The organism is Dietzia maris, assembly GCF_014144855.1.
Taxonomy (GTDB): domain Bacteria; phylum Actinomycetota; class Actinomycetes; order Mycobacteriales; family Mycobacteriaceae; genus Dietzia; species Dietzia kunjamensis.
In genome coordinates, this window is sequence record NZ_JAALDN010000525.1 from 1 (window position 1) to 1765 (window position 1765).

The following is a 1765-nucleotide window of genomic DNA, read 5'->3' on the forward strand; positions in this document are numbered from 1 at the left end:
TCCCGGGCGATGACGACGAGACCGCGGATGCCGGCTCGGCCGAGCTCCTCGGCTCGCTGGCCGGCGGTGACGCCGAGGGCGACGAGACCGCCGACGACACCGAGCTGCCCGCGTTCGGCTCCTGATAGCGACTCGCGCGGCGGCTGCGACCAGCCGCTGACCGCATCGCCATCCGACTCGGCCCCGGCCCCCCTCGAGGGAGCCGGGGCCGAGTCCTTTCTGCCCGCCCGGGCCGTCAGCTGTGGTGCTCCGGCGGCTGGGGCTCCGGCGGCTGGTGCTCCGGCGGATGGGCCCCCGCCGCCACGAGGTCTCCCAGCGTCTCGGGGTCGATGTGCCCCGGCTGCGTCTCGGTCATGAACTTCACGATGATCCGCTCGACGGCCGCCGGGTCCTCGACGTGCGGGTAGTGGCCGGTCCGCTCGACGATCGCCAGGCGACTACCGGGGATCGCCTCGTGGGTGGCGTGCCCGTGGGACATGGGGATGATCGGGTCGCGGTCGCCCCAGATCAACTGGAACGGCAACTGCCCGGCCAGGTGCAGCCGGTTGGCCGCCGACACCGCCTGACCGCGGTTGTCCACGACCGCGCGCAGCGTCTTGAAGAACGTCCTGCGGTGGCCCGGCCTGCTCAGCGAGTCGTAGGCCGCCCAGGACTCCGTGATCGCGTCGGCGCGGATGCCCAGGCCGGAGAAGAAACGCCCCACCGAGTTCCCGGCGTTGACGAAGACCGGGGCCGCGCCGACCGTCAGCAGGAGTTCGGCGCCGGGGACGGCGAGCATCCGGAGGATCCAGTTGACCTCCCTGCCCAGGCCACCGCTGCCGATCAGCACGATCCGCTCGCAGAACTCGGGGTACTGGTAGACGAACTGCATGGCGACCCCGCCGCCGAGCGACTGCCCGATGACCGTGCACCGCCTGATGCCCTTGACCACCAACAGGTCGCGCAGGGCCGAGGCCATCGCGCCGAGCGAGTAGTCGTCGAAGTCGAGTGAGCTCTCGCCGTGACCGGGCAGGTCCGGGGCGATGACGTGGAAGTGGGCGTCCAGGCGTGGGATGAGTTCGCGCCAGGTGGTCGAGCTACCGGCCATGCCGTGGATGAGCAGGATCGTCGGCTTGCCCTCGCCGGCACCCGCCTCGTGGTAGGCCAGTTCTCGTCCGTGGAGTGTCGCGGTCTGCATGGTGATTCCCCCTCGGGGACGGCGTCCCGCGCCGTATCTCGTCGCAGGGAGCACCTACCGTCATTGTGCGCCCCGCAGCGCCGTTCATGCAGTTCCCCGCGTCACATCCGGGCCGAAAATCTCCGGATCAGCCGCCGGTGACGATGCCTGAACAGCGCACCGACCACCATCCGCACCACCGGTCCCGGCAGCACCGTCCGGGGTTCGGCCCGCAGGGTGTCGGTCACCCGGGTCGAGCCGTCGGGCAGGGCGTCTAGCTCCCGGCGGTGCTCCCACACGCGGCACGACCCCAGGCTCGAGCGTTCCTGGAAGTAGCGCGGCGCCTCCACCCCGGTGAGCACCAGGTCGTCGAACTCGACCGGGACGATCCCCGCCAGCAGGATCCACGCCCGCCCCGCCGGGCGACCGAGCGGGAGGTCGGCGATCGACGCCCCCCGCAGCGACCTGGGGAACCGCATCGTCAGCAACGGGCCGAACTCGTCCGCGACGCCCTCGGCCGTGACGACCCGCGCCCACACCTGGTCCCGGGGCGCGGGCACGACGCTCGAGCGCACGACCACCACGCCGGGGGTCCGAACAGCGGCCCGC

The 1765-nt window shown here is 72.1% G+C and carries 2 protein-coding genes; both read right to left on the reverse strand.

The features are described from left to right. Window positions 1-235: 235 nt before the first annotated feature. Window positions 236-1177, reverse strand: a complete 942-nt coding sequence (locus G6024_RS15625; protein WP_159149123.1) for an alpha/beta fold hydrolase — start codon at window positions 1175-1177, stop codon at window positions 236-238. Between the two features lie 101 nt (window positions 1178-1278). Further along, window positions 1279-1765: Rv1443c family protein (locus G6024_RS15630; protein WP_194307511.1), on the reverse strand; the 487-nt coding region annotated here is incomplete at its 5' end.

Bases quoted from the DNA above. Each gene is read 5' to 3' on its own strand.
- G6024_RS15625 (WP_159149123.1), bottom strand. From the start codon at position 1,177: ATGCAGACCGCGACACTCCACGGACGAGAACTGGCCTACCACGAGGCG.